The sequence below is a fragment of the Thermostichus sp. MS-CIW-26 genome, from assembly GCF_054059115.1.
On sequence record NZ_JBSSBV010000022.1, the window covers coordinates 22,270 to 42,689 of the forward strand.

General features: G+C 58.9%; 20 protein-coding genes. 5 read left to right on the top strand and 15 right to left on the bottom strand.

Translation table 11 applies throughout. The annotated features are described in order from the left end of the window. Positions 1 to 24 precede the first annotated feature (24 nt). Entirely contained in the window at positions 25 to 1,044 is a 1,020-nt protein-coding gene (locus ACVWZU_RS08765) for an aromatic ring-hydroxylating dioxygenase subunit alpha (protein WP_457444419.1), read from the top strand. Here the strand turns inward: ACVWZU_RS08765 and ACVWZU_RS08770 are convergent. From ACVWZU_RS08770 to ebsA, 9 genes are all read right to left on the bottom strand, one after another. Then, entirely contained in the window at positions 1,027 to 1,977 is a 951-nt protein-coding gene (locus tag ACVWZU_RS08770) for an ABC transporter permease (protein WP_414342559.1), read from the bottom strand. The two genes, ACVWZU_RS08765 and ACVWZU_RS08770, sit on opposite strands and share 18 nt — an antisense overlap. After that, positions 1,971 to 3,110: an ABC transporter ATP-binding protein gene (locus ACVWZU_RS08775; protein WP_148202818.1), complete on the bottom strand. Its 1,140-nt coding sequence runs from the start codon at positions 3,108 to 3,110 to the stop codon at positions 1,971 to 1,973. Before ACVWZU_RS08775 ends, ACVWZU_RS08770 begins: the two co-directional genes overlap by 7 nt. Before the next feature lie 224 nt (positions 3,111 to 3,334). Continuing rightward, a complete protein-coding gene (locus ACVWZU_RS08780) occupies positions 3,335 to 4,189 on the bottom strand; it encodes a PD-(D/E)XK nuclease family protein (protein WP_457402686.1) in 855 nt (284 codons plus the stop codon). A gap of 541 nt (positions 4,190 to 4,730) precedes the next feature. Further along, positions 4,731 to 5,270 (bottom strand): hypothetical protein, encoded by a 540-nt coding sequence (locus ACVWZU_RS08785; protein ID WP_457402684.1) that lies wholly within the window; start codon positions 5,268 to 5,270, stop codon positions 4,731 to 4,733. 53 nt (positions 5,271 to 5,323) lie between these two features. Further along, the gene (locus ACVWZU_RS08790) at positions 5,324 to 7,657 is read right to left on the bottom strand and encodes a DNA polymerase III subunit gamma/tau (RefSeq protein ID WP_457444421.1); all 2,334 of its coding nucleotides are present in this window, start codon (positions 7,655 to 7,657) and stop codon (positions 5,324 to 5,326) included. 175 nt (positions 7,658 to 7,832) lie between these two features. Continuing rightward, positions 7,833 to 8,345 (bottom strand): hypothetical protein, encoded by a 513-nt coding sequence (locus ACVWZU_RS08795; RefSeq protein WP_457444423.1) that lies wholly within the window; start codon positions 8,343 to 8,345, stop codon positions 7,833 to 7,835. Positions 8,346 to 8,381: 36 nt separating this feature from the next. Further along, positions 8,382 to 9,092: a dephospho-CoA kinase gene (coaE, locus tag ACVWZU_RS08800; protein ID WP_457444442.1), complete on the bottom strand. Its 711-nt coding sequence runs from the start codon at positions 9,090 to 9,092 to the stop codon at positions 8,382 to 8,384. A 17-nt stretch (positions 9,093 to 9,109) separates the two neighbouring features. After that, on the bottom strand, positions 9,110 to 10,828 hold the full coding sequence (gene cimA, locus ACVWZU_RS08805) for a citramalate synthase (RefSeq protein WP_457444425.1): 1,719 nt from the start codon (positions 10,826 to 10,828) through the stop codon (positions 9,110 to 9,112). Then, a complete protein-coding gene (ebsA, locus tag ACVWZU_RS08810; RefSeq protein ID WP_414343182.1) occupies positions 10,818 to 11,189 on the bottom strand; it encodes a type IV pilus biogenesis protein EbsA in 372 nt (123 codons plus the stop codon). The genes cimA and ebsA overlap by 11 nt, the downstream gene beginning before the upstream one ends. Positions 11,190 to 11,657: 468 nt before the next feature. On the opposite strand from ebsA, the gene larE reads away from it, so the two are divergent. The 3 genes from larE (at position 11,658) to ACVWZU_RS08825 (ending at position 15,186) form a co-directional block, all read left to right on the top strand. After that, complete coding sequence (larE, locus tag ACVWZU_RS08815; RefSeq protein ID WP_457444427.1) at positions 11,658 to 12,578, top strand: ATP-dependent sacrificial sulfur transferase LarE; 921 nt, start codon at positions 11,658 to 11,660, stop codon at positions 12,576 to 12,578. A 52-nt stretch (positions 12,579 to 12,630) separates the two neighbouring features. Continuing rightward, complete coding sequence (locus tag ACVWZU_RS08820) at positions 12,631 to 14,463, top strand: DUF3769 domain-containing protein (RefSeq protein WP_457444429.1); 1,833 nt, start codon at positions 12,631 to 12,633, stop codon at positions 14,461 to 14,463. 438 nt (positions 14,464 to 14,901) lie between these two features. After that, the gene (locus tag ACVWZU_RS08825) at positions 14,902 to 15,186 is read left to right on the top strand and encodes a DUF1830 domain-containing protein (RefSeq protein WP_457402739.1); all 285 of its coding nucleotides are present in this window, start codon (positions 14,902 to 14,904) and stop codon (positions 15,184 to 15,186) included. 24 nt (positions 15,187 to 15,210) lie between these two features. Here ACVWZU_RS08825 and ACVWZU_RS08830 read toward each other — a convergent pair whose 3' ends face one another. From ACVWZU_RS08830 to ACVWZU_RS08855, 6 genes are all read right to left on the bottom strand, one after another. After that, a complete protein-coding gene (locus ACVWZU_RS08830) occupies positions 15,211 to 15,600 on the bottom strand; it encodes a hypothetical protein (protein WP_414357066.1) in 390 nt (129 codons plus the stop codon). Positions 15,601 to 15,631: 31 nt separating this feature from the next. Then, entirely contained in the window at positions 15,632 to 16,357 is a 726-nt protein-coding gene (locus ACVWZU_RS08835; RefSeq protein ID WP_414408960.1) for a hypothetical protein, read from the bottom strand. A 41-nt stretch (positions 16,358 to 16,398) separates the two neighbouring features. Then, complete coding sequence (locus tag ACVWZU_RS08840) at positions 16,399 to 16,944, bottom strand: DUF3110 domain-containing protein (RefSeq protein ID WP_414399571.1); 546 nt, start codon at positions 16,942 to 16,944, stop codon at positions 16,399 to 16,401. Positions 16,945 to 17,058: 114 nt separating this feature from the next. After that, the gene (locus ACVWZU_RS08845; RefSeq protein WP_414330072.1) at positions 17,059 to 17,310 is read right to left on the bottom strand and encodes a hypothetical protein; all 252 of its coding nucleotides are present in this window, start codon (positions 17,308 to 17,310) and stop codon (positions 17,059 to 17,061) included. Positions 17,311 to 17,557: 247 nt separating this feature from the next. Continuing rightward, complete coding sequence (locus ACVWZU_RS08850) at positions 17,558 to 17,902, bottom strand: ArsR/SmtB family transcription factor (protein WP_414330075.1); 345 nt, start codon at positions 17,900 to 17,902, stop codon at positions 17,558 to 17,560. A gap of 655 nt (positions 17,903 to 18,557) precedes the next feature. Further along, positions 18,558 to 19,751 carry a metallophosphoesterase gene (locus ACVWZU_RS08855; protein ID WP_041437268.1) on the bottom strand — a complete coding sequence of 398 codons (1,194 nt, stop codon included), beginning with the start codon at positions 19,749 to 19,751 and terminating at the stop codon, positions 18,558 to 18,560. Positions 19,752 to 19,970: 219 nt separating this feature from the next. Between ACVWZU_RS08855 and ACVWZU_RS08860 the strand changes: the two genes are divergently transcribed. Beyond that, entirely contained in the window at positions 19,971 to 20,405 is a 435-nt protein-coding gene (locus ACVWZU_RS08860) for a Fur family transcriptional regulator (protein ID WP_457444432.1), read from the top strand. Positions 20,406 to 20,420: the final 15 nt, after the last annotated feature.

The following is a 20,420-nucleotide window of genomic DNA, read 5'->3' on the forward strand; positions in this document are numbered from 1 at the left end:
CCACACGACACAGATGGTTTTGCCATGTTGGTGACCCAGCATCCTGTCTTTCGGCGCTTCTGGTATCCGGTGATGCCCCTCAGCCTATTGGAGCAGGGATCCCCGCAACCTTTCGAGCTGCTGGGAGAGAGGATCGTCCTTTGGCTGGACAAAGCCGGACAGCCCCAGGCAGCCGCAGATCGCTGCTGTCATCGGTCGGCGCAATTGTCCAAGGGAATCGTCTGTGATGACCATATCCGCTGCCCCTACCATGGGTGGGAGTTCGATGGCACGGGAGCCTGTGTCAAGGTGCCGCAACTGCCGGATCAGGCCCGCATCCCAGAGAGCTACCGCATTCCCGCCTATCTCTGCCAGGCCCGCTATGGCTATGCTTGGGTGTGCTTGCATCCCCAGCCTCTACGGGGGATCCCGGTCATCCCAGAAGCCGAGGATTCCAGTTACCGGCTCATCCACGAGTTCTACGAACGCTGGGAATGTGCCAGCTTGCGCATCTGCGAGAACGAGTTCGATGCCGCCCACATCAGCTTTGTACACCAGAACACCTTTGGCAGTATGGAAGACTTGGTACCCAGCCACTTCGAGGTCGAGGAGCTGGACTACGGGATCCGCACCCGCACAGTGCTCGGTGTAGCCAACCCAGAGCTGCAACAAAAAAACCTGGGCATTGCTGCCGCCAAAACCGAGCGCACCACCACTTCAACCTGGCATTTGCCCTTCACCAACCACCTTCACATCCGCTACCCCAATGGCCGCAGCCATGTCATCGTCAACATCCCCACCCCCATCAACGACCGAGCCTCCCAAGTGGTGCAGTTTTGTTTGCGCAACGACACCGAAGCCGATACCCCAGCCGCCGAGGTTATCCGCTTTGACCGGGCTGTAACTTTGGAAGATAAAGCCATTTTGGAGACCACGGATCCCGACGTTCCTCTCACCCTCAGCACCGAACAGCACATGCTCACCGATAAGCCCGGGATCCTGATGCGCAAGCAATTGGCGGCTCTGCTCAAAGCCCACAGCAGCTCCTCAAACCAGATTTTCTAGGCTGCGGGTGCCAGCGTAGCGGCTGTAGGCGTAGATCAACCCCAGGGTGAGGCCGGTGACCAAAAAGCTGAGGGCCGCCCCGAAAGGATAGTCCAGGCTGGAGCCAAACTGCAACTGAATCACATTCCCGATCAACAGCGTTTTGCTGCCCCCCAACAGATCCGGCACTACGAACATGCCGAAAGCCGGGATCCCCACCAGAATGAGGCCCGCCGCCAGTCCAGGCAAGGTCTGGGGCAGAAGCACCCACCAAAAGACCTGCCAACCCTTGGCATAGAGATCCCGTGCCGCTTCCGCCAGCCGCCAATCGATGCGCTCCACCGCCGTGTACAGGGGCAAGACCATGTAGGGCAAAAACGTGTAGACCATGCCCAGATAAACCGCCAGCCAACTGGGATACAGAGCCGTTTGCGGTGGGATCCAGCCCAGCCAGGCCGCCAAGCGAGCCGGCCACCCTTCCGGGGCCAGCACCACCATCCAGGCATAGGTGCGGATCACCAGGTTCGTCCAAAAGGGCACCACCACCAAGGTGAGCAACAGATCCCGTTGTCGGGGTGGGTGGGCGGCAATGAAGAAAGCCAATGGGTAGGCCAGCAGCACGCAAAAAAAGGTGGTCACCCCCGCCACCAGCAGGCTGCGGCCCAAGATCTGCCAGTAGATGGGCGTCCATCCCAAGGGGCCAAAGCCGAGAATGCGCAGATAGTTCTCCAGGGTCAGGGGCAGTTGAATCTGGCCAAACTCCCCGCGGCTGAGAAAGCTGCACACCAACAGCAACAGCCCCGGCAGCACCAGAAAAAACATCACCCACAGCACCCCTGGCCCAGCAAAAATTAGGCTGCGCCCCAACTCCTGCCAAGGGGTGAGCAGCTCCCCAAATCGCACCTGGGCTTGGCCAGGGATCCACTTGCCCACAGGAGATGGCAGCTTCAACATCCAGTCTCCTCCTGACGGGGATCCGGTCGCAAACGGATTAGGCTTTTCGGGGGTAGGTGGGCCACCAGCGCTGCGCCGATCTCAAACCCTGCATCCTCAATATCGGTGTTGAGGGCCGTGGCCTTGAGCTGCTGACCTTGGTTTGTCCGCAACAGGTATTGGTTCTCAGCCCCAGTGTAGATGAGGTTTTCCACCCGCACCGGCACCTGGTTGGGCAGCAGATCCCAGCCGCTGCGAGAGAGCTGGATCTTTTCCGGGCGAATAGCCAATTGCACCGGTTCCGAGCTGGCCGGGATCCCCAAGACCTTCAGCTTTCCCAAGGGCGTATCCACACAGTCCGTCCCACAGGCGATCCCCTCGATCAGGTTGCTGGCCCCTAAAAAGTCGGCTACGAAGGCCGTCGCCGGGCGCTCGTACACCTCATCGATAAGGCCCACTTGCTCAATGCGCCCCGCCCGCATCACCGCCACCCGGTCGCTGGTCACCAAAGCCTCTTCTTGGTCGTGGGTAACGAAAATAAAGGTCATGCCCAGGCGGCGCTGCAACTCGCACAACTGCACCTGAAGCTGCTTGCGCAACTTGGCATCCAACGCCGACAGCGGCTCATCCAACAAGAGCACTTCCGGCTCGTTCACCAAAGCCCGAGCCAAGGCCACCCGCTGCTGCTGTCCCCCCGACAGCTCATGGGGCTTCCGCTTGGCCAGAGCTGCAATCTCCACCAATTCCATAGCAGCGGCCACCCGCTTGCGCAGAGCTTCCCCCCGCACACCCCGCATGCGCAGGCCGAAGGCGATGTTGTCCTCCACCGTCATAAAAGGGAAAAGGGCATAGCTCTGAAACACCGTGTTGACGTTGCGCTTGTGGGCGGGCAGGTGGCCTACCGGGCGACCTCGAATCACCACTTCCCCAGCATCGGCCATCTCCAGGCCGGCCAGGATGCGCAGCAGGGTGGTCTTGCCGCAGCCGGAAGGGCCCAGCAGGCCGAAAAACTCCCCCCGCCGAATGTTCAGCTCAATGCCATTGAGGGCCACAAAATCGCCAAAACGCTTGTAGAGGCCCGCCACTTCTACATCCCAGTCGGGATCCCGGACGGTGGAAGTACTGGAGATGACACTCGCGATCACAGTTGACAGCGCTGATAAAACCATCTAACCCAGTATGCAAGTCTCCGAGAAAATTGCAGTTATCCTCCACACCAGGGGCACCAGTTCCACGCTCAGCCCTGCAAACGGGGATCCCTGGCCGTAGCCTTTCCAGATGGGAAACGTTGGGAACAAAGGACTCCGTCTCGCTATCGCGAACGGCCCCATAATAGAGTATGCATGGGTTGCTGCCAAAACAGCTCCTGCCCCGGCCCTCAATAGGTATCAGGGATGGGATCCTCAGGCGGCGCGGGCTCCTGCATTGGCCAGACCCAATCCGTGAGGTCTTGAGAGGGGATCCCTTCCGGTAGCAGCCCATGGCAGCGGGAGCGAAACAGACAACTGTTGCAGCGCTCAGTGTGGGGGGTCATGGGAAAGTCTTGCGCCTCCAGTTGCCGCAGGTGGTTCAGAGTGGCTCTTAGGTGGGCCAGGTCTTGCTCATAGGCGGCGGCGCTGTAATACCGGTGGAAGGGCTGCTGCGGATGTTGCACATACCAAAAGGTCAGTTGCACCTGCTCCGGCTCAAAAGGGCCTTCCAGGGGCAGCTGCTGGGCCACCTCGCAGAGCAGCAGAGGGTAAAGGCGCACCTGCCAGTCTTGGGCCAACTGTTCATCGCGAGGACGTTGACGCTCAGTTTTCCAGTCCAGGATGTGCAGGGATCCGGGGATAATCACCAGCCGATCCAAACGGGCTATCAACTTAAAGCCCTCAATCCGTTGCCACAGGGGCAACTCCGCCAACACCCGTCCCTGGGGATGGGCATGGGAGCTGGCCAAGAACACCTGCCACCACTGCTGCACCCCTTCATCCAGGCCGGACAAACGCGGCTCCACCTGCCGCCCGCGGCTGTGCCACTCCACCAAACGGTGAAACTGCCGTCCGCGCCTCTGCTCCAGCTCGTGCTCAAAAACACTGGCAGCGGGCCAGATCAACCGCTCCAGGTACACATAGCGAAACAGGCGGGGGCAATGGTCCAGCAGGGCCAGTGAAGAGGCGGAGAGGTTGACCTGCTCAAAACTCAACCTCTCCAGAGAAGGGGCAGCAGGGATCCCAGACAAAGTGCTCCGCACCGCTGTCGCGAAGGGGAAGAGCTGGCAAGAGGGGGCTAAGTTCCACTGCTCTCAGGATACCCCCACCGCCACCAGGGGTCGCCCAGCGGAGGAGCATGACTCTAGTCAATAATAAGCTCAACTATACTGAAAATAATGTATAATATGTTCAGTACGGATTACTACCAGTTGATCTTTCTGTTTACTTTCGAGTCTGCCAACATGGTAGCCAAAGCAAAGCAGAAAATTGGTAGTAAGACGACACGGAAACTGCGCTTTGGGTATTCTACTCAAAGCTTTGCGGGATACCGCCATTCTGTTTGGACTCCGTCCCGCTAACGCGAATGGAAACAAACAGAATGCTATCGCTGCATAGTTGAACAGTGATGTTCAGCAGTGTTCAGCGTAAATGTATCAGCTCATTTCCAACCTGCTCCAAATTTCCATCCTGCTGCTCCGCAACGCTTGCGCAGAAGGGCGTGGGCGGGAGCTGGACTGCAACCGCCCGCTGGAGCTGGGATCCCTGTCGGGATGGCTAGACCCGGAACCGTCTGTGGTTGCGCTAGGTTCCCACCGGACTTGCCCAGACCCAGATGGCGACCATCCCATCCCAGAGCAACAGAAGCAGAGCAAAACATCCTAGGAGCCCGTACATCCAAGGCTGAACGTAGGGGCGCAGCCCGCCAATCTCCAGTTGAGCGTGCCGTCGAATCTCAGCCAACAGCTGCTTGAACCTGGTCACCCGCATCGGCAAAAGTACGCGATCCCCCCCTCGGCTGACCAAGTAATACACCATACCACCCTGGCTGGTGGAGCGGGGCTCAATGCGCTCGATATCGGCCCACCGGATCTGCCACTCCTGCCGCACAAAAGGCGGCACCCAACTGGGGTAGGTGGCCTGCATGCCCTCTTCGTCCAACTGAATCTGCTGGCTCAGGGATCCCAGGACTACCCCCCATCCCAGCAGCAGAGCAATCCAAAGGGATCCCAGCTCAAGAGGTGTTGCCTGTTGCCGAGCCAGCAGGATGGGTAGGGGCAGAACCAGTCCCCAGTACAGAGCCTGCACAGCGTAGCGAATTAGGGGGGAGATGGGGAAGGTCATCGTCGGCAAGATGAGGCTGGCTTTATCAAACTTAAGATAGCGCTAGATAGCGCTTAAAAAGGCACCTCCTCCTCCAAGGACTCCGTCCCGCTGAGGCGAACGGCAAGCTGAGAAGACTGCTCACGCCGGTAGGACGGATTCCTTACTGCATTGGGAAAGTCTACGGGATGAGGACTCCGCCCCGCTGACGCGGACGGCTCTGCTCCTGTTGGCGAGCCGTAGGTCTCACCGGAGAGCAGGTCAGGGGATCCCTCGGCTTCTATAGCCTCTATTGAGGAGAGCTCTTCCGTGGATCCCGTCACGTCAGCCCCCAACACCCCTTCCAAATCCACCAAGCTGCCGTTGAAGTGGTCGGCAAAACGGCGGGCAATCTCCGCCAGCTCCTGGGTTAGCTCGAAGGACTGCCCACCGTGCAGGGTGTCGCGGCGCTCTGCACGACTTGGAGAATCGGTCGCGACAGCGGTGCGGAGCACTTTGTTCGCACCGGCGGGAGAAAGTCCTTGGGTTGCCAAGCCGGCCACCTTGGGGCCACCCATAGGATTGTCCCGCTCAGGCTCTGGCGAAGGTGGGCTGGAGTCAGAAGGGGAATGTTGCTGTCGCCGGGCAAGGCCGTGGCTCTGCGGTTCTGCTCTGGGCTCCCTTGAGGAAGCATGACTGTTGGTGCTATCGCTCTGCAACCCCGGCGTGGTGACAGGATCCGGGGCCACGGGGGCGGGGGGCAGGTCTTTTTCTCGGCTGGGCAATGCCGAGGACTCCGTCCCACTGACGCGAATGGAAACATCCGGCCCCCGCTGCACAATCAAGTTGAGCTGCACAGGGCGCTGCAGCAGGTTGTGGAGCACCGACCGCAGTTCGGCTTCTTTGCTGCGCACTTTTTCCACCAGACCCTTGCTGGGAAAGGCGAGGGTAATTGCTTCAGGAGTCTCTTGGTGCAGGTGGCCGGATCCCATCAGAGCCTTGGTGAGGGGAGAGAGGCGCTTGAGGAACTCGTCCCAGTGGGGGCGCAGCAGCTTGACTGTGGCGGCGTCCCTTGCCGGTTCTCTGGGCTGCTCCGAGGACTCCGTCCGAGTAGCGCGATCTGCCTTCTGGCTCGACGCAACAGCAGGGGAGGCTGAAGGCCCAACAGTTAATTCATCTATCTCACCAACAGTTGATGGGCTTGATGGGCTGATGGTCGCAGCAGGGGCCGGAGGGGTTGTCCCGTCCGGGGGAGTTCTCTGGGGTGCAGGAGATAGGTCAAGGGCTGGGAAAGGACTCCGTTCCGCTGAATCCTCAGCCACCATGCTTGGGCGCAGCTGGCCCAGCAGATCCACTAGGGCAATTTCCAACCACAGTTGGGGCTGTCCGCTTTGACGAATTTGCGGCTCACACTGGCGCAGATGGCTCTGGGCTGCCAGCAGTATCTCCACCGAGTAGCGAGGGGCCCGTTGCTGCAGAGCTGCCCAGGTGGAGTCCGTTACAGCCACCAACTCCCGTTGCTGGGGGGCTGTCTTGACCAGCAGCAGATCCCGGTAAAGGGCCACCAAGTTCTGCAACAGGGCTAAGGGCTCTTTGCCCCGCTCCAACAATTGCCGAGTTTGGCTGAGCACCGCCTGCACATCCTGAGCCAGCAGCGCATCCATCAGAGCCAAAAGCTGCTGTTCCGGGATCCCGCCCACCAAGTCCCAAACCGCCTCCGGGGTGATGGATCCTTCCAAGAGGCTGAGCTGGTCCAGCAGGCGTTCGGCGTCCCTCAGGCCCCCTTGGGAAAGTTGGGCCACCAGTTGCAGCGCCTCCGGCGTGATAGGGATCCCTTCTTGGGCGGCGATCTTGCCCAGGTGGGCCACCATGTCGTCGAGGGGGATGCGGCGGAAGTCAAACCGCTGACAGCGGGAAACAATGGTGGGCAAAACCCGCTGCGGGTCAGTGGTGGCCAGGACAAATACCACGCGGGGGGGCGGCTCTTCAAGAGTTTTCAGCAAGGCGTTGAAGGCCGCATTGCTGAGCATGTGGCACTCGTCGATGACATAGACTTTGTAGCGGCTGTTCACCGGGGCAAACTGGGCCCGCTCGATCAGCTCGCGGATGTTGTCTACGCCGGTGTTGCTGGCCGCGTCAATCTCGAGAACATCCAGGGAGGCTCCCGCAGTGATGGCGCGGCATTGGCTGCACGCCTGGCAGGGATCCGGCGTCGGCCCCTGTTCACAATTCAAGGACTTGGCCAAGATGCGGGCGCTGGAGGTTTTTCCCGTGCCCCGCGGCCCGCAGAACAAATAGGCAGGCGCCACCCGCCCCAGCCGGATGGCATTGGCCAGCGTTTGCACCACCGCTCCTTGGCCGACCACATCGGCAAAGCGCTGCGGGCGATATTTCAGATGAAGGGGTTCGTACTTGCCGGCAGCAGCCATTTCCGAGATCTCCGGTCGCGATAGTGGGACGGAGTCCTTGCCAGCAGCGCCCCAACCGGAAGAGGAGAGAGCAGAGAGCAAAGAGGAGAGAGAAAAGAGGAAAGAGCCTCACTTCTCTCTTCTCGCTTCTCTCTTCTCATTCTGGCTCCTCGATGAAGGGATCCCTCTTTGCGCATCAAGAGTGGGGCTGGGCGGGCAGAGCTTTTGTGCTCCCCTCTGCTAACGTGACCGGCGGCGGGCCAGGGGACTTGGGATCCCGGCGACGCAGAGAGGGAAGCTGGATCCAGCCGGGCGAGTCAAGCTGATCCATGTGCTGCACGCGGTAGCTGAGCTGGTACAACTCCTTCCTAAGCTGGCGATTCTCGGCCTGGATGGCGGCGATGCGCTCGCGAATGGGCTGAAGGCGGGCCTGCAGCTTGCGCCGGTAGAGCTCCGGCAACTCCTGGATCATCTGCTCCAGCAACTGCTTCTCTTGGTAAAGCTGCTCGATCTCCGCCTCATAGCTGCGAATTTGCCGGTGTTGCTTTTCTTGGCGCAGCTCCAGAAGGTCTATCTGGCCCTGCAAGATGCGATTGCGCTCTCGCAAAAGCTGGATTTCCCGCTCCCGCGCGGCCAGAGCTTGAGCAAACTCCGTCTCGCCAACGCAGCCTGCTTCCTGCATCGTTTCTCCCTCAACCCACCCGTACATGGCTACCCTCCGTCCCACCGGGGCGTAGGGGATCCCCTATCCGTCACTGTATCCGGCCTGCCGAGGTGAGGCAAATGGCCTCTCTAACGCCAAAGCCTGCTTCACCTGGGCTTCCAGCTCGGCCAGGGATCCGGAGTTGTCCAGCACCACATCGGCACGGCGCACTTTTTCCGCCAAAGGCCACTGGCTGGCGATGCGAGCTTCGATTTCTGCCGGTGTAAGAAGATCCCGGCGAGCAAGGCGTTGCCGCTGCTGCTCTGGAGTGCAAGTCACCACCCAAATTTCATTCACCCACCCCTGCAGGTGGGCTTCAAACAGCAACGGGATCATCAGACAAACGGTTTGGGATCCCTGCCCAGAAGAAAATCCTACCCCGCTACGCTTTTGGGAGGCAGGCTCTTCCTCAAGCGGCACCCCATGGACTTTAGAGCTCTGCTCCGCCAACGCGGACAGAAAATCTTGCAGTTGAGCTCTAACGAAAGGGTGGATTTGGGCCTCTAGCCAAGCCCGCTCAGCGGCATCTGCAAACACGATCTGGCCCAACCGCCGGCGATCCAGATCCCCGGAGGGTGTTTGGATGGCCTTCCCATAGCGTTCCAGTACCCGCTCGCGAATGGGGGATCCCACCGCCAAGGCCTGGCGGGCCATTTGATCGGCATCGGCCACCGGGATCCCGTGCTGCTCCAGGATGCGGGCCACCGTGGATTTGCCCGTGCCCACTCCGCCCGTCAGGCCGATGATCCTCATCGAGCTGTAGGCCATAGTCAAGAAGAGGCCGCTGGTGCGGCCATTGCCGTTTGCGCTACTCGGACGGAGTCGTTAGAACGGTGCTCTGCAGAAGCGGGCAAAGGAGAGCTGGGCGGCAGCAGGCTGTACTCCAAGCCCTCCACCAAAGCCCGACAGGAGGCCTCGATGATGTTGGTGGAAACCCCCACCGTGGTCCAACGGCGGTGACCGTCGCTAAACTCCACCAGCACCCGCGTTTTGGCCGAGGTGCCGGCTCGCCCATCCAAAATGCGCACCTTGTAATCAGACAGGTGAATCGCCTCCAGTTGGGGATAGAACTCCAGCAGCGCTTTGCGTAGCGCCCCATCCAGAGCAGCCACCGGCCCATTGCCTTCCGCCGCTGTCACTCGAGTTTGCCCCTGCACCGCTATCTTCACCGCCGCCAAAGATTGCACATCCGTTGCTTCGCCACTGGGATCCCAGTCTTTGCTGTTCCAATCGGAGCGGGTGGTGGTCGTCACGTTGAAGCTGAGCACTTCAAACGGATGCGAGCGCTGACCCAACAACCCCCTCACCAACAGCTCAAAGCTGGCCTCAGCCGCCTCAAACTGGTAGCCCTGCAGCTCCAGGGTTTTCAGCCGCTCCAAAATCAAGCGCGCCTGTGGATCCGACTTGTCCAGCCGGATCCCGAATCCGGCCATTTTGTGGAGGATGTTGCTCAGCCCCGCCTGTTCTGAGACCACGATGCGGCGACAGTTGCCCACTTGCTCCGGGGCGATGTGCTCGTAGGTGAGAGGGTTTTTCTGAACGGCGCTGACGTGGATCCCGCCCTTGTGGGCAAAGGCCGATAGGCCCACAAACGGAGCATGGTCATCCGGGGCCAAATTGACCACCTCGCTGATGGAGCGGGAGATCTCCGTCAGGTGTTGCAGCTTCTCTTGCGGCAGACAGCGATAGCCCAGCTTCAGTTGCAAGTTGGGAATGACGCTGCACAGGTCGGCATTGCCGCAGCGTTCCCCATAGCCGTTGATGGTGCCCTGCACCATGCGCGCCCCTGCCTGCACCGCCGCCAGGGCATTGGCCACAGCAGTGCCGGAGTCGTTGTGGGTGTGGATCCCTAGGGGCAAGTGCTGCAGGTGATGGGATTCTGCCAAGACAGCTGCCGTGATCGCCGCAATCTCGTGGGGCAGGGATCCGCCATTGGTATCGCAGAGAACCAGCCACTCCGCCCCTGCCTCGGCAGCCGCCACCAGGGTTTGCAGGGCATAGTCGGGGTTGTGGCGATAGGCATCGAACCAGTGCTCGGCATCGTAGATGACCCGCCGCCCCTGGGATCGCAGATAGGCAATGGTGTCGCGGATCATGGCTAGGTTTTCCTGCAGCGTGGTGCCCAGGCCCTCGGTGACGTGGAGATCCCAAGACTTGCCGAAGACGGTTATATAGCGGGTGCCCGCCGCCAAAATGGCCTGCAGCATGGGATCGTCTGCCGCCCGCCGCCCCGGCTTGCGGGTAGAACAAAAAGCCACCAGCTCGGCTTGCTCTAGGGGCTCTTCCCGCATCTGCCAGAAAAACTGCACATCCTTGGGATTGGCTCCTGGCCAGCCCCCTTCAATAAACGGGATCCCCAGCCGATCCAGCAGCTTGGCAATCTGTAACTTGTCTTGCACCGACAGCGATAGACCCTCTCGCTGGGCCCCATCCCGCAATGTGGTGTCGTAGAGGGTGATGGTGGCTGAGCAACCCAGATCAATCTTCATATCGCATCAGTTTCTTGTAAAAGGCGGTGGAGAAATCCGGCTGTTGTCCGCGCTGCACCAAAGAGACGACATCAATCAGATAATCCACAAACTCGTAGTTGGCGATGGAGAGCTGATAGGTGAGATCTGCATCCTGAGCAAAGATGACCTGAACCACCGTCAGATCCGAAGGCAACGGGGACGTATGCCAACTGGCCAAGAAGCGGACAGGCTCTTCCCCCTCGATGGCCCTCTGCCCTTCCAGGCTGGCTTTTTTGTAGAGGCCCACCGCGAGGGCTAGGTACTGTCGGCGGGCAACGGCGTAATAGGGCTGATAAACGGCCACTTCTGGCGGGCTAGCGGGTTCAAGTTGCAAAGCCATGGTGCGCTAGGAGAGGGGTACCGCTTTTTCTAAGTTTCATGAAGTTCTGCAAGATAGGTGGGATCCCTATAACCAAGTAGATATCTCTGCATTGGCTGTAGCAAGTGTCGCCGGAAAAAGCTGTGAGGTCAATTGCGGCAGAGAACCCAGAAAAAATTATAAGGGGCCACTGCAACCCATCTTATTCAGCGTATCGCGAAGCGGTGCGGTTCCCGGTAGGGTGCCGGAGGCATAGCACCATCGCGACAGCAGGTCAGCGGACTACGGATAGATTGCCCAATTGTCTACTTTTCCTTGAGGGATCCCGCATCCCATGCTGGGGAGAAGCGTTGGAAAGTCGGGGATCTCTGGGAAAGAATAGAAAGAGGGGGGATCCCTGCCCCTGATAGCAACCGGCTTTTCTCCTGCCGGCAATAGCGAGATGGCATCCTTGCCTGGTTATCCAAACGCTTGGCATCTTCTGTCTTCATGAGCACAGCCCAAGGCCCAACCGCTTCTCGTCTCGACCTTCTCCCCCCGGGAGAGGGAGGAACAACGGCCAACCTCCTGCTGGAGTGGGATCCCGTCCTGCAGCACAAGTTCCAGCAGCTTGTCCAGATCTTCGCCGAGATGGAGCAGGTCTTGGTGGCCTACTCGGGGGGAGTTGACAGCAGCTTGGTGGCCAAGTTGGCCTGGGATCAGTTGGGGGAGCGGGCCCTGGCTGTCACCGCTGCTTCTCCTTCGCTGCTGCCCGAAGATTTGGAAGAAGCAATTCAGCAGGCTCGGCAAATCGGGATCCGCCATCAGATCGTCGAAACCCACGAGCTGGAGGATCCGAGCTACGCCGCCAACCCTGTTAACCGGTGTTACTTCTGCAAAAGTCACTTGCACGATACCTTGCGCCTGTTGGCCCAAGCCCAGGGATATAACCATGTGGTGGATGGTCTCAATGCCGACGATCTGGCCGATTACCGACCGGGGACACAGGCAGCTCGGGAGCGCGGCGTGCGTTCCCCTTTGGCGGAGGTGGGGATGAGCAAGCTGGAGGTGCGGCAATTGTCTCGCCACCTGGGGCTGTCTTGGTGGGATAAACCGGCCCAACCCTGCCTCAGCTCTCGCTTTCCCTACGGGGAGGCAATCACCCCTGAGAAGCTGCGTCGGGTGGGAGCGGCGGAGCGCTACTTGCGCAGCTTGGGTTGGCGGCAGGTCAGGGTACGCTCGGAGAAGGACACCGCCCGCATCGAACTTCCTCCGGATCAGATCGTGGAGTTTGTGCAGAAAACCAATCTGGAAGCGCTGGTCAAGGCCCTGCAATCCTTCGGCTATCTCTATGTCAGTCTCGATTTGGAGGGCTACCGCAGCGGCAAGCTCAACCGAGTCCTCAACCTTTCCCAGTTGGCCACAAGCTAGCGGGCTGGGGAAGCCGTAGGGGATCTGTGTTGAAGTTTTGCGCCGGGTGATTATGAGAGGGTTGCGGTTGCTCTGGCTCTGCTTGGGGGTGCTGGGGTTGGCAGTTGCCGGCCCTGCTGCGGCTCAGGTGGAGTCCCAGAAGAAGGGGGTCGCCCAGCCCATAAGTACGACCGACCTCGGCGCCCTTGCCGACCGAACGTTACGGCTGCGTTCTGATCGGCAAACCTTCGACCAACGGGCGGAAGTTTTCCAGGCGGAAGGCAATGTGGAGATGCGGCTGGGTCGCTCTGTGTTGCGGGCGGATCGCCTGCGCATTGAGCTGCGACAGCGGCGGGCTGTGGCCGAGGGCAATGTTTCTATTCAACTGGATCGGCAGCGCATTCAGGGATCCCGCCTAGAATACGACTTTGAGCAAGAGCGGGGATTTTTGGAAGAGGCCTTCGGGCAGGTGGATATTGGCCAGTTGCAGGCCAGTGGATCCCCGGCAGCCGCCCTCTCTCCGCAGCGGCTGGTGCGCTTTCGTGCCGTTCGCATCCGCTTCGATGCCACCACCTGGGAAGGAGAACAGGTGCGGCTGACCAACGACCCGCTGGATCCGCCGGAGTTGGAGATTCGCAGCCCACGGGTGACCTCCACTCTTCAGGCAGATGGTTCCAGCCTGCTGATTGCCGAGGCGGGGCAATTGGTTTTCGACCAGGTCTTGTTTCTGCCCCTGCCCATTCGGCTGCGCTTCGACTCGTTGAACCGTCAGCCTCCGGTCAGCATCTTCTACGACGATTTCGACCGAGAAGAATTGCGACGGGGCCTGATCCTGCAACCCAACTTCGAGCTGCTGCGGGATCCCAACGTGAGCTTGGTGCTCTCCCCGCAACTGTATCCACAACGTCTTTGGGGCAGTGAGCAGGGCCTTTTGGATGGGATCGGGCTGCGGGCCGATTTTCGTTGGCGGCAACCGGAAGCCAACGCTCAAACCTCGCTGTTTGCCGAGCTGCGGGGGATCGTCTTCCAGGAGTTTGCTCAGCGCTTGCGAGCCCAGGTCGAACACCGCATCACCACCGGCGATGGTGGAGAAGTCGCCTACACCTACGCCTATCGGGAACGCTTCTTCAGCGGTCGCCTGGGGTTTCAAATTGTGGAAAACCGCCTCGGTGCCAGCTACCGCTCACCCACCCTGCGCCTAGGGAATACCGGCTTGGATCTCAGCTACCGCATAGCCGTCGACTACATTGATGCCTTGGGGCAGCCGGATGAAATCGACACGGATCCGGAGTTGGCCTTAGCCAACACCACCGACCGCATTCAGCTCTCCCGCCTGCAACTGGGGGCAACCTTGAATCGCTCCTTTCCCCTCTGGAGCCCTCCCAAGACGGCGGCGGATCCCCCACCCCGCTTTTCCGCTCTGCCCATCGAGCAAGGGATCTGGCTCAGCACCGGTGTGAGCAGCAGCCAGTCTTTTTACTCCAATGGCCGAGCCCAGAGCTATACTGCCGGCAGTATTGGCATTGATGCGGTGATTGGGGCTTTTGTGGCCGATACCTTCGACTACACCAACCTGAGGGTGACCTACTCCAACGGTTTTTTGGCCGGAGCCTCGCCATTTTTGTTCGACCGCATCACCACGCGGGAACAGCTCGTCCTGGGCTTTTTGCAACAACTGTACGGCCCGCTGCGGGTAGGGGCAAAGACAACGGTAGATTTGCAGTCGGGCCAGCAGGTGGATGTCGTCTATCGCCTGGGCTACGACCGCCGCACCTATGGCTTTAGCCTGCAGTACAATCCGGTGCGCCAGTCGGGGGCTCTGGAGCTGCGGGTGGAGGGCCTGAACTGGGATCCCGGCCAATCCTCGCCGCAGCCGACGACGGGATCGAGGATCCAAGAGCCCTGATCCCCAAACTCCAAGGGAACGGAAAAATGTAATCCTGACTACTACTCTGTGGAGATTTTCTATGAGAAATTGCCCCAACTTGGGGAGAAATCCTACCTCAAATCTGCCTTGAATTGCAGAACCCTTCTGGACATCGAAACGGTAAGGTAAGATACAGAAGTTACAGTCATTTTAAACAGGAATGAGACCTTTCCGTGGCATTGCTTCCTAACTCTCCTCTCCCAAAGGAGAGGGGCTGGGGGTGAAGGATGACTCCCTCTGTAAGCGGCGCGGAACGCTTGGGAAGTGTTTCAATCTAGTTTGGAGTGACTATGAATGACTATGTTTTTCCAGGATTGATTTCTGCCAGTTGGGATCGCCGTATCGCAGACTACCGCAGTGATCCCCAGACGGTGTTAGGGTAGATGATAGGCTGAGCAACGTGGGCTGGTAATCTGAATTATGCAAACACTCGATGCAATCCCCGATAAAAAACGAGCAGAGCGAATAACCTGTAGCTACATCAATGCGACCAGCTCTATTCAGGTGGTTCGCATCACGAATATCGAAAACTGGTACTTTGAGCGGGTGGTCTTTCCAGGCCAGCGGCTGCTGTTTGAGGCGGTGCCCGGAGCCAAACTGGAGATTCACACGGGTATGATGGCCAGCTCCATTCTGGCAGACACCATCCCCTGTGAAAAGCTGCGCGTTCGAGAAACGGAGCCGGTGACTGCGGGCGCCTAGATCTCCAGAGGTCAGGGGTGCGGACTAGGTTTCGCGGCCTTGCTGCTTTCTCTCTTCTCTTTCCGAACTGGGGGAAGGCTGAGGTGAGGGGCTGGCGGAGCGGCGGGGCTTGGGAGGTAGTGGGATCTCCAGGAAACGGGCGCTCAATCTCACCAGGCTGGTCTCTTGGGGCGGCCAAGGGATCCCCAACCAACGGGCTGTGAGCTCCAGCAAGCTGGGGGGTGGTGTCGGCGTAGGAGTTGGCGTGGGTGGTGGGGTGGGGTACAGATCTAGGCGCGGTGGCCGTGGGGTGCTAACCCGAAAAGCATCGGGGGGCGGTTGGGTCAGGGGTACATTCGGATCCCCGCATCCCAGCAAGCCCAGTCCGCCGGCAAGCAACAGGCCGTACAATTTTCGAGTGCCTCTACTGCCCATGAGTACGCTGCTGGACACCTCCAACAGGGTATCATCGAGAGCCCAAGGTTCTGAGCTGAGCTTGTAGATCTGCCTCCAGGCCGGACAGCTCACGAGCCAGGGTTGCGTAGCGGTTGCCAGTCAAGTTTTTGGCGGTAAATTGCTCCAACAGTTGCTGATCCCGGGCAACCATTTGGTTGAGATACTGAGCCACAGAGGCTTGTGGATCCTCGATCAAAGCTCGGCACACCTGTAGGGCCATCACCAGTTGGGCCCGCACTTGTAAAAACAGCGATTGGATGTACTTTTGCTCAGCCTCACTGAGTTGCCGAAAATCCCGCCAATGCTGCCCCCCCTGCAGGGATTGTTGGAGCTCGTTGACCCAGTGGTTGTAGTCTTTTACCTTGCGGGCCAGATCGGTGGCAAACTTCATCATCTCAGGGGTGCTGTTGAGCAGGTGGGCCTCCTGCCAACGCTGCCGGATGCGATGCAGGCTTTTTCCCAAGCGCAGGCTGACTCTCAGGATCCCCAACAGGAGCAGCAGTAGGATCCCGGCAGCCGCGGTATAGGACACCCAAGAGCCGGGATCCCGCATCCCCAAGAAGATGACCAAGGCTATTGCTATCAAACCAAAGGCCAGCATGCCCCAGGAGCGTAGCCGCTGTTGCTGCAAACGCAGGTACTCTGCCCGCAGATCAAAGGCCTCGCAGCAAGCGTCCAGATCGGCGGCCATGAGCTGGCGAAACTCGTCCACAGAGATCGGTTCCACACTAATCATCGAGGGCACCCTTAACGCAAGTGGATCGAGGCCAAACGGCATCAAGACCTGCCCTGCCAATCACGGGCAGCTTCCGTGCTTTCTTGTAGGGGCTCCAGCGTTTCGCTGGCCGGAACCACCATCAACCCATACCCTCCGCTGCGGCAAAAATCGACGATCTCCTGCGTGTCAAAGCGTTCTGCCACGGGCTTGGGCAGTCCCTGTTGAGCCAACCGCTGCGCATATTTTCTTGCCGCAAACGAGCTCTCGAAAGCAATGACGATATCTTGACCCCCAACCTGGCGCGTGCAGATTCCCTCCTGCCCATTGGCTTGGTAAAGCAGCACAATCACCTGGGGGGGCAAGTCCTCTGGGCTGACCCAAGACAAACCCTTCTCAGCCTGGGATCCCCCGCTGAGCAACACATCCCGCGCCTCATTCAGCCGCGCCAGTTGCGCCTCTAGCAAGGGTCTTTGTCGCTCGTCCTCCAGTTCTGCGAGGGCAGTACTGAGGGTTTGGTATTCCTGAAACAGTCGCCCCCGGATCTGCCGCTCGGTTGCATCGGGCGGAAGGTTGAGAATCTCAAGGGCTTCGGTGGTGTTCATCATGGGCTCTGATTTTATTCAAAATCATTGCCTAGACTAGCTGCTTTGAGAGTCTCTGGAGAGAAATTCTCCTATGATCGTGGCTGCCCGCTTTCTCGGCCAGAAGAGAGGGTGGACTCACCGTTCGCGCCAGCGGGCCGGAGGCCTTGTGCGGCGATGATGACTTCCATCTTGGGGCTGCTCAGCAGGGGAATTGACCTGGGGTTGGTCAGATAAAGAGGGAAGGGGGAAGCCCAACTCAAAAGCCTCTCGTGCCAGCAAAGCCAGCAGAGACGGATTCAACTGGGCGCGTTTCACCCGCTCCTTGAGGCGATTCCACAGGTGTGCTCGGTGGATGCGTTCCAACTCTTCTCGCTGTTCACGTATCATGTTGTTCCCACCTCTCTTGTATCAATCCTAACTAAGCAACAGGGGAGCTGGTGTCAGGGAACTTTGATGGATTTTAGGAGATGGGATCCTCATTTTCTCCGAGTTGACCCGCCGGGATCCCTGGGGTTGCCAGCAGGGAACACCATTCACATCTGTAATTTCTTGTGTTGCAGCAAGCCCGTCTTCGGAATGTACAAGGGCGGGATCCGACAGTTTTTCTAGGGACATTTTGGGATCCCTGCTCGCCTTAGAGGTCTTCCACACAGGGAACTGCGGCCTTGACAGGGCCAGCTTGCCCCAATCTATCCAAAAAATGCTGCAGGAGCTGAAAACCGGGTGGGTTGAGGCTGTAGTAAATCCAGCGCCCCTGCTGGCGAGCATTGACCAATTTCGCATCCCGCAGGGTTTTTAGGTGAAACGAGAGCTTGGATTGGCTCACCTTCAGCTCCTCGCAGAGATCACAAACACACAACTCACGCCCCTGCAGCAGTTGCAGCACGCGCAGGCGAATCGGGTCAGAGAGGGCGTGGAATCCCTCCCGCACCTGCTCATCTGTCAAATTCCCCTCTACCTCAACCAGGAACGAAACCATCATTCAACCAGGGTAGCAGGAGTTTTGCGCTCCAGTTGTCGATCAGTTGGACGGCAGGGAAAAGGCGCAACAGTCAACCGGCTCAGCGACGGTAGGTCAACCGCGCTTGAAGATAACACTGCCAACATTCCGTTGCCAACTTTGTGTTCTCTTTAACGTTTCTTGTTGCTGCCTTCACAAGCTCTCTACAGTTTCGCTGAAATCAATCACTGGGATCCGTTATGCGAGAGACACAGTTGCACCGGCTATGGCTGGTGTTGCTGGAAAAAGCTGCTTTGAATCATCTGTTGAAAAGCCTGGGCTGCTCGCGAAGTGTGCAGAACCCTCGCGAGAGCATGACTCTAGTCAATAATAAGCTCAACTATACTGAAAATAATGTATAATATGTTCAGTACGGATTACTACCAGTTGATCTTTCTGTTTACTTTCGAGTCTGCCAACATGGTAGCCAAAGCAAAGCAGAAAATTGGTAGTAAGACGACACGGAAACTGCGCTTTGGGTATTCTACTCAAAGCTTTGCGGGATACCGCCATTCTGTTTGGAAACAAACAGAATGCTATCGCTGCATAGTTGAACAGTGATGTTCAGCAGTGTTCAGCGTAAATGTATCAGCATCTACAAACGGCTCATCAATCTTTTGCCAAGACGGAGACGTTAATCCCGACACAGGGATCCAATACGAGCTTGGCAGGTGGCGATTTCTTGGGGGGTGAGGTTGTCCCAATTGACGTCGCGGCGCAGCACCAAGCCATTGTGCCCAGTGATGAAACGGGGCAGCTCTGCTTGGTCGATCACGCTCAGATCCCGCATGTGATAGGTAGTGTAATAGGTAACATCTGGGCTCTCGAAATCCACGTCGATAAGGGTGAGGGTCTTGCGGGGGGGCAGAGGGCTGCCCAAGAGGGGACGAGGGCCAGAGCCGAGAATGCCGCAGTGAAGCAGTTGCAGTTGCCCTTTGTGGCCAGGGTAGTAGCCGTGGTCGTGGCCGCTGATGTAGGTGTGGACGCGGTACTTCTCCAGCAGAGCCCGTTTGGCATCCGCCTCCAGCAGCACTTCTCCCGGATCGTCGCGCCCGACAGTGATGGCGTAGAGGGGCAGATGGCCGATGACAATGCGCAACTTGGCCTTCTGAGCCCGTTCGCTGGCCAGAGCCGCTTCCGCCCAGGCCATTTGTTCGGGCGGGATGTAATTGCAGGTGGCATCCCAGACTAGGTAAAACACATCGTCTTTTTCAAAGGTGTAGTAGAAGGGAAAGTCCCCCCGATCCACAAAGTTCAAACCTGGGTCGTGGGCCGGATCGTTCCAAAACTCGCGGGCCAGATCCCGTTCTTTTTGAAAGAGAAAGCCGCCCCGCGTGGTGCGGGCACAGGAAGCATCGTGATTGCCCAAGGTAAAGCCGTAGGGAAGTTTGGCCGCACGGATTGGGCCAGCCACATGCCGGTCGAAGGCTGCCCACATGGCGCGAATGCGCTCCTCCGACAGGCGGGGATCCTGCCCGGCCACCATATCTCCTCCTCCCAAAACAATATCCGGCTGAAGATAGGGGATGAGGCCGATGCCCCGATCCACCTCTGGGTCGTATTCCACCGAGCCGTAGATGCCGTTCATGTCACTGATGACCAAGAGGCGCAGATCTCGGCGGGGGGGGATGTAGAGGCCATGGGGGGCATCTGGATGGGGGACGACGGTGGGGGTGGGCTGGGGGGTAGGAGAGGGGAGAGCGGCTCTAGGGGATCCCATCCCTGGGGCTAGATGAGAGGGCTGCTGCCGACTGGCCCAATAGGCTCCTGCCAATCCACTGCTGCTGGCCAACCCCAACAAACCCAGAATTACCTTGCGCCGCTGCATGATCTTTGCCCCCAACACTCCAGCGGTATTGTAGAAAATCAAAAGGCTGATGTTGGGCTCTTCCATCTGCGCACGGCCTGGACTCGGCTCGAAGATGGCTATGCGCGGCAGCTCTTGTAGAGTTCGGGGTGTTTTTTGAACAACTGTTGACGCACAAATGCTACCTTGGTAGAGATGAGCAACTACCTATCTCAGACTCGGTATGACTTGAGGTTTTCCATGCCTCGCCCCTTGGATTCTTTGGAAGCTGCTTTGGAACGGTGCCGGGAGTGCAATCTGCGTTTGAGCCGACAGCGCCGTTATATCCTGGAGCTGCTGTGGCAGTGTGGCGAGCACCTCTCCGCCCGCGAGATTTACGATCGCCTAAATCAGCAGGGCAAACTGATTGGCCACACGTCCGTTTATCAAAACCTGGAAGCTTTGGCCAGCCACAACATTGTCGAGTGCTTGGATCGTGCCGATGGGCGCCGCTACGGCAACCGCACCCATCCCCACAGCCACGTGAACTGTCTGGATAGCAACCGCATCTTGGATGTGGACGTGGAGCTGCCGCCTGAACTGCTGGCCCAAGTGGAGCAACAAACGGGCACCCGCATCCAAAGTTACCGCATTGAGTTTTTTGGGGTGGAAAAGCCTGCGGAGCCCCAGCAGTAACCTTGGCAAAGGGAT